The sequence below is a fragment of the Paenibacillus caui genome (assembly GCF_019904135.1).
Classification (GTDB): domain Bacteria; phylum Bacillota; class Bacilli; order Paenibacillales; family Paenibacillaceae; genus Fontibacillus; species Fontibacillus caui.
Genome location: NZ_JAIOGQ010000061.1, coordinates 1 through 6,940, shown reverse-complemented (window position 1 = coordinate 6,940; position 6,940 = coordinate 1). Strand labels below are relative to the sequence as shown.

Annotated in this window: 4 protein-coding genes; 2 read left to right on the top strand and 2 right to left on the bottom strand. The window is 53.7% G+C overall.

Annotated features, from left to right (window positions below; all coding sequences use genetic code 11):
• Positions 1-595 precede the first annotated feature (595 nt).
• Both K7397_RS20920 and rlmD read right to left on the bottom strand, forming a co-directional pair.
• On the bottom strand, positions 596-1,042 hold the full coding sequence (locus K7397_RS20920; protein ID WP_223070514.1) for a GNAT family N-acetyltransferase: 447 nt from the start codon (positions 1,040-1,042) through the stop codon (positions 596-598).
• A gap of 89 nt (positions 1,043-1,131) precedes the next feature.
• Positions 1,132-2,760 carry a 23S rRNA (uracil(1939)-C(5))-methyltransferase RlmD gene (gene rlmD / locus K7397_RS20915; protein ID WP_223070513.1) on the bottom strand — a complete coding sequence of 543 codons (1,629 nt, stop codon included), beginning with the start codon at positions 2,758-2,760 and terminating at the stop codon, positions 1,132-1,134.
• A gap of 329 nt (positions 2,761-3,089) precedes the next feature.
• Between rlmD and recQ the strand changes: the two genes are divergently transcribed.
• Positions 3,090-4,949, top strand: coding sequence for a DNA helicase RecQ (recQ, locus tag K7397_RS20910; RefSeq protein ID WP_223070512.1), 1,860 nt, complete (start codon positions 3,090-3,092; stop codon positions 4,947-4,949).
• Positions 4,950-4,983: 34 nt separating this feature from the next.
• Positions 4,984-6,759, top strand: a complete 1,776-nt coding sequence (locus K7397_RS20905; RefSeq protein WP_223070511.1) for a B12-binding domain-containing radical SAM protein — start codon at positions 4,984-4,986, stop codon at positions 6,757-6,759.
• The last annotated feature ends 181 nt before the right edge of the window (positions 6,760-6,940 follow it).

Genomic DNA, 6,940 nt, shown 5'->3' with positions numbered 1-6,940 from the left:
GAACAGAAATTCTGCAGGTCTGCCCTTTTTTATGTCCGAAGTCACCTGAGACGAAAATACACCACCAACTACTCCTTAGATTCTGCTGTCTAATTCTCAATCACGGAATTATGCAAAATGCTCATTTAAAAACACACAAAAAAAAGTATGTCCTATTTTCTCCCAGAGCCAAAAGAAAGCCTTGAAAACACCCTTCATTTTGAATATTCGCTCAACCTCGGAAAGACAGTTCTCTATAACCCATTCGTGAATGGAGGTCGTCTGACCAAAGGTTTGACTATTGGGCTCCATTGGATAGTGAACTCTCCATGTCCACATCCGATGTCTAATACTTTTTTATTCTGAACAAGTTGCGGTACTTCTTCTGTGAATATTGTTTCAGCATTGGGTTGGGCAATTGTGGAGCTCCAAGGATATGAATACTGTTCTTTAAATTTCCCAAGTTGTGCATACCATTCGATGGAATGAGGGCGTAACCAATCTCGGTTCTTGGGTCTAAATTTTTCCAGATTGTCAGTCAATACCATTAACTTGCAATCAAAAAAGAGGGAACTTTGTTCCTCTCTTGATAACCAACGCCAATACACCTCAACTATTAGTCTTGCTTTACTAACAGACTCATAGTAATGTTTCTTTCAGAGAATCCCATTTGCTTATAAAGTTGAATAGCATGATTTTCTGCAAAAACTCCCAGACGAATCTCAGGGTATCCCTCAGATTGCAGGTGCTCAAGGGCACTTTTCATTAGGTGCTTAGAGATGCCCTTTCCTCTGAACACTTGAGTTACGTATAGTTCGTATATAAAGCCAATCATCTCATCGGTGAATTGGTCTTTGCTTGACCCTATTAGAATCCACCCCATCAAATTATCTTCTTCTGTAGCAATTAAGTAATAGCAACCCTTCCCCAAAAGTGGCTCAACAAGTTGCTTGATTTTTTCGTCTGTTGGTCTAACTCTACCCAATGTCCCTTCAAATAAGGCTTGTGGTGAGAGTTTCAAAATGTTTTCAAGTTCCACAATGTTCGGTTTTCTAATCTCCATAAAATAGTGTCCACTCCTAGATAATAATAGTGAAACAAAAGAGGGGTTATAATTCCCCTCTTCACTTATGTCCGCCAATACATCTCAATTCAATTGTCTTTCCTCACCAACAGTGAACAGCACTCCACATGGCTCGTCTGCGGGAACATGTCCACAGGTTGCGCCCATTCGAGGCTGTAGCCGCTTTCGGTTAGCACCTTGCAGTCCTTCGCGAGCGTAGAAGGATTGCAGGACACGTACACGAAGCGTTTCGGCTTCGTGCGGAGCACGGCTTCGAGGAAGGCGGGATCCAGACCCGTCCGCGGCGGGTCGGCAATGATCACGTCGGGCGAGAAGCCGGACTTGACCCAGCGCGGGAGCAGCTCTTCCGCACGCCCCGTGTGGAAGGAGGCGTTGTCGCGGCCGTTTCGCTCCGCGTTGGCTTTGGCATCCTGAACCGCCTCCGGGATGGTTTCGATGCCGCGCACTTCACGGGCATGCGGCGCAAGCCACAGGCCGATCGTGCCCGTGCCGCAGTAGGCATCGACAACGGTTTCCTTGCCGGTCAGCGCGGCGGCGGCGCGGACCGATTCATACAGCTTGACCGTCTGGAGCGGGTTAAGCTGGAAGAAAGCGCGAGGCGACAAGGTGAATTCCAGGTCGCCGAGCGATTCTTCAATCGCCTCCGCTCCCCACAGGATGCGGGTACGGTCGCCGAAGATGAGCGAGGTGTTCTTCGGATTGACATTAACCGCGATGCTGGTCACCTCGGGCAGCGCCAAACGGATGGCCTTCACAAGCTCCCGTTCCTCAGGAATCTGGTCATGAACCGCGACGAGCGTGACCTGCAGCTGGCGGGACTGGAAGCCGAGCCGGACGACGATGCTGCGAACCAGCCCTTTGTTCCCGCGTTCTTTGTAGATCGGAATGCGGAGCTCCTGCAGCACGTTGCGCACCCGGTCGACGGACCGGTTGACTTCCGGATGCTGGATCGGGCAGCCGGTAATGTCGATAAGCTCGTGAGTACCGGCCGAGTAGAGCCCGGCAACGACGCCTTCCTGGCGTTCGCCGAGCTGAAGCTGGGCCTTGTTGCGGTAGTCCCACGGATACTCCATGCCCAGAATCGGCTTCATCCGGATATTTTCCAATCCGGCATAACGGGCGAAGGCTTCGCGGACCAGATCTTCCTTGGCTCTTAACTGGCCTTCATAGGACAGATGCTGGATCTGGCAGCCCCCGCAAAGGCCAAAAACAGGGCAGGGGGCGTCGATGCGGTAAGGCGATCTTTTTTCGATCTCGGTCATATCGGCGGTCATATATTTGGGCTCGACTTTGGCAACCTTCGCTTTAATCACTTCGCCGGGAATCGCCCCGTCAATAAACACAGCCTTGCGGCGGTAGTAGCCGACCCCCTCCCCGTTGATGCCAAGCCGTTTGATGGTGACAATGATCCTGTCGCCCTCGCGAACCTCCTCCGCATGCTCATGGCGGGCAAGCTTGGACTTGTCCGGCCGGTATGAGCCCTTGCTATTTTTGCCCGGATAGCCGCTTTGGCCCTTGGTTCCGGGTCTTGCACCCTGCTTGGCACCAGGCCTTCCGCCTGCGTGAGATCCGGATTTTTCGTAACGTTTTGCAGCCTTGTTCCCGGTTCCTTTTTGCTGTTTTTCTTCGCCAAGTGGATTCTGTACGGACTTGCTGTATAATTTAGCTCCCTTGCCGGAAGCATCGCTTGATTTCATGGATTCATTGCACCGTCCTGCATTAGTTTTATAATGGAATGATACCTTTATTATCCTGCCCGGGTCAATGCGGCGGCAACCGGCCGAAAATTAAACAGCCCAGGCGGAAAAGACAAGCTCGCGGTCAGCGATACTCCGTTATTGTGGACTTTGAATCGGACCGCCTCTTGTGTTGCCCAATTTATCAAACCCCGGTAAACTTAATAGATACAGAGTTTTGAATTTGCGTGAAGAAAGCTTCTAGGGAAGAGAAGGGATCACCGCCTGATATTGTGTTCAGGAGTGATCGGCAAGATTATAGCAAAGCTATTATGGGGAGCCTTAATGATATGAATGTACAAGCACCAACCCTGAACGAGGCGCGGGATCTGTTGCAGAAATACTACGGCTATCCCGATTTTCGGGAAGGGCAGCAGCGAATTGTGGAAAGCCTTCTTTCAGGAAACGATACGCTCGGCATTATGCCGACAGGGGGAGGCAAATCGATCTGCTACCAGATTCCGGCGCTGCTTCATCCCGGACTAACTTTGGTCATATCGCCGCTCATCTCGCTGATGAAGGACCAAGTCGATGCGCTGACGGCGATGGGCATTCCGGCAGCCTATATCAACAGCACCTTGTCGGGAAAAGAAGTGAACGACCGCATCCGTGCCGCCCGGCGCGGCGATCTGAAGCTGCTCTACGTGGCCCCGGAGCGTCTGGAGCTGGACTGGTTCCGGCAGGAAATGAGCGAGCTTGCGATCTCCTGCATCGCGGTGGATGAAGCGCACTGCGTGTCCCAGTGGGGCCACGACTTCCGGACCAGCTACCTGGCGGTGGCGCCCTTTGTAGAGAGTCTGCCGGAGCGACCGATCGTGGGCGCCTTTACGGCGACAGCCACGCCCGAAGTGACGGAAGACATGCTGAAGCTTCTGCGCCTGCGCGAGCCCGCCGTATTCGTAACGGGGCTCGGCCGCGACAATCTGGCCATGTCCGTGCTGCGTGGCGAAAACAAGCGGGAGTTCATCATGAACTACACGGCGAGCCACAGCTCGCAGCCGGGGATTATTTACGCAGCGACGCGCAAGGACGTCGACGACCTGTATGAACGGCTCAAGCAAGCCGGCATCCCGGCGGGCCGCTACCACGCCGGCCTTGCGGACGATGAGCGGGATGCGATGCAGGAAGCCTTCCTGTACGACGATATCCGCGTCATCGTGGCGACGAACGCTTTTGGCATGGGCATTGACAAGTCCAACGTCCGTTACGTCATCCATTACAACATGCCGAAGAACATGGAGGCTTATGTTCAGGAAGCGGGCCGGGCGGGCCGTGACGGGGAACCGAGCGAATGCATATTGCTGTTCAGCCCGCAGGATATTATGACCCAGAAATTTTTGATCGAGCAAAATCCCCAGGACGAAGGGCGCAAGCGGAACGATTACCGCAAGCTGCAACAGATGGTGGAATACTGCTATTCAAGCCGCTGTCTGCGGTGGGCGATGCTGGAGTATTTCGGGGAGAAGCACGACCATAAACCGTGCGGCCTCTGCAGCTCCTGTCTTGATGAGCGGGAACTGATCGACATGACGCGCGATGCGCAGATCGTCTTCTCCTGCATTCACCGGATGCGCGAGCGGTTCGGCGTATCGATGGTAGCCTCGGTGCTGAAGGGATCGCGGAATAAAAAGGTGCTGCAGTACGGCTTCGACAAGCTGCCGACCTATGCGATGATGCCGCGCAGAACGGAGCGGGAAATCGCCGAGCTGATCAACGAATTTATTGCGGAGGGCTACCTCGCGCTGAGCGAAGGACAATATCCGGTCGTCCGGCTTCAGGCGCGCGCAGCCGAAGTGCTGAAGGGACAGCGCCAGGTCATGCAGCGCGCGCCGCGCCCGGTCCAGGAGCCGTCAGGCAGACGGGGCGGCAGCGGTTACGATGTCGGTCCGTCCGCCGTCAACGAGACGGTGTTCGAGCAGCTCCGCCTGATCCGCCGCGATTTGGCGCAGAAGGAGCATGTGCCATCTTATATTATTTTCAATGATGCTACGCTGCGCGAAATGAGCGTCATCCTTCCGCGGACCGAACATGACATGCTGCGGATCAAAGGGGTCGGCGAAGTGAAGTTCCGCAAATACGGCAAGCCGTTTCTTGATTTTTTCCAAAATGAAGGCGGCGGTTCGCAGGACGATGAGATTGAAGATTTTTAAACCTATTTTTCATTTATAAAGAAGGTTGTGACCTATGAAAGTCATTGTGGCAACGCTCAACGCCAAATACATCCACACGAATATGGCTATCCGGCTGCTTAAGGCCTACAGCCAGCATGAGTTCGATATCGACCTCGCGGAATATACGATCAAGGACCCGGTAATGAATATCGTCTCCGATCTGTTCCGCCGCAAGCCTGCCGTTGTCGGGTTCTCCTGCTATATCTGGAATATCGAAGAGACGATCAAGGTTGTGGAAATATTGAAGAAGGTTATGCCGGAAACGGAGATCGTTCTGGGGGGACCCGAGGTTTCTTACGATACGGAGTACTGGATGCGGCGTATCCCGGGCGTGGACTACATCGTAATGGGCGAAGGGGAGGAGACGTTTCACCACCTGCTGCAGACGATTTCGGGGGATCGGAAGTTTCACTTTGTGTACGGACTGGCCTACCGCAAGGAAGGCGAGGTTGTCCTCATGCCGGGCCGGCCCAAGTCTGACCTGAACAGTCTGCCGTCGCCGCACCGTTTTCCGGAGGACGTGCCCTTTTTAAACAAACGCATCGTTTATTTCGAGACAAGCCGCGGCTGTCCGTTCAACTGCCAGTTCTGCCTGTCCAGCATCGAGGTGGGCGTGCGCTATTACGATATCGAGCGGGTGAAATCGGATATTCTGTACCTGATTGAAAACGGTGCGAAGGTGATCAAATTTCTGGACCGGACGTTTAACATCAACCGGAGCTACGCGATGGAGATGTTCAAGTTTCTGATCGAGAATCACCAGGGCTGCGTGTTCCAGTTTGAGATTACCGCGGACATCATGCGGCCCGAAGTGATGGCCTATTTGGCCGAGAATGCCCCGTCTGGCATCTTCCGGTTTGAAATCGGCGTGCAGTCGACGAATGATCCGACTAACGAGCTCGTCAAGCGCAGACAAAATTTCGCCAAGCTGTCCCGCACCGTGATGACGATCAAGAACAGCGGACGGATCGACCAGCACCTGGACCTGATCGCAGGCCTCCCGCTTGAAGACTATAACACATTCCGCAAGACGTTCAACGACGTGTTCGCCATGGAGCCGGAAGAGCTGCAGCTTGGTTTTCTGAAAATGCTGCGGGGCACCGGACTCCGTCACGACGCCGAGAAATACCATTATACGTACATGGACAACGCTCCTTACGAAATTTTGAGCAGCGAATGGCTGCCTTTTTCCGACGTGGTACGGTTGAAGCGGCTGGAGGATGTGCTGGAGAAGTACTGGAATGCCCACCGGATGGATCATACGATCCGGTATTTGATGAAGCATGAGTTTGCTTCCCCGTTCGACTTCTTCCAGGCGTTCGGCGATTACTGGGAGGAACAGGGCTGGCAGCGCATCGGCCATCAGCTCGAGGATCTGTTTGCCAGGCTGCAGCAGTTTCTGAAGATCCATGGCCTGAAGAATCCCGAAATGGTCCTCGGCCTGATGAAGGCGGACTATCTGCTTGCCCATAAATACAAGCCGCGTAAAATATGGTGGGAGGAGCCGATCCATAAAGCGGACCGAACAGCCGTCTACAGGCAGCTGGTGGAGCGGGCGGGCGAGGTGTCTCCCGAATTCGCAGCGCTCCGCTTAACCGAAAGGGAGCTGCAGAAATTCGCCTATATCGAAGAGGTGCCGTATGCCGGACTGAATCAGGCTTTGGTGGATGGGGCCGCTTCGGGCAAACGTGGCAAGTCGCTGCTTATTATGCTGTATCAGCAGAATGAGGAAGAGAAGCCTCTGCATTTTATAGTGGGTGCTTTCTTTTTGAAGGAGACGACGAGATAGATTCCAGTCAGGACAAAGACCGTCCGGAGAAACTTCCGGCGGTCTTTTATGCTCGTACGCCCAGCATGGGCGTCATCTACACGGTGAAAGTCCGGAATGGGGGCTGGCGAGCGCCTACCATTAGCCAAGGGTAAGGGTGTCCCATCGTGAGGTGGAATCTGAAGGAAGCCGGAGGCAAAAG

Excerpts from the sequence above, each read along its gene's own strand:
- K7397_RS20905 (WP_223070511.1), top strand. The coding sequence starts at position 4,984 with ATGAAAGTCATTGTGGCAACGCTCAACGCCAAATACATCCACACGAAT.
- rlmD (WP_223070513.1), bottom strand. The coding sequence starts at position 2,760 with ATGAAATCAAGCGATGCTTCCGGCAAGGGAGCTAAATTATACAGCAAG.
- K7397_RS20920 (WP_223070514.1), bottom strand. The coding sequence starts at position 1,042 with ATGGAGATTAGAAAACCGAACATTGTGGAACTTGAAAACATTTTGAAA.
- recQ (WP_223070512.1), top strand. The coding sequence starts at position 3,090 with ATGAATGTACAAGCACCAACCCTGAACGAGGCGCGGGATCTGTTGCAG.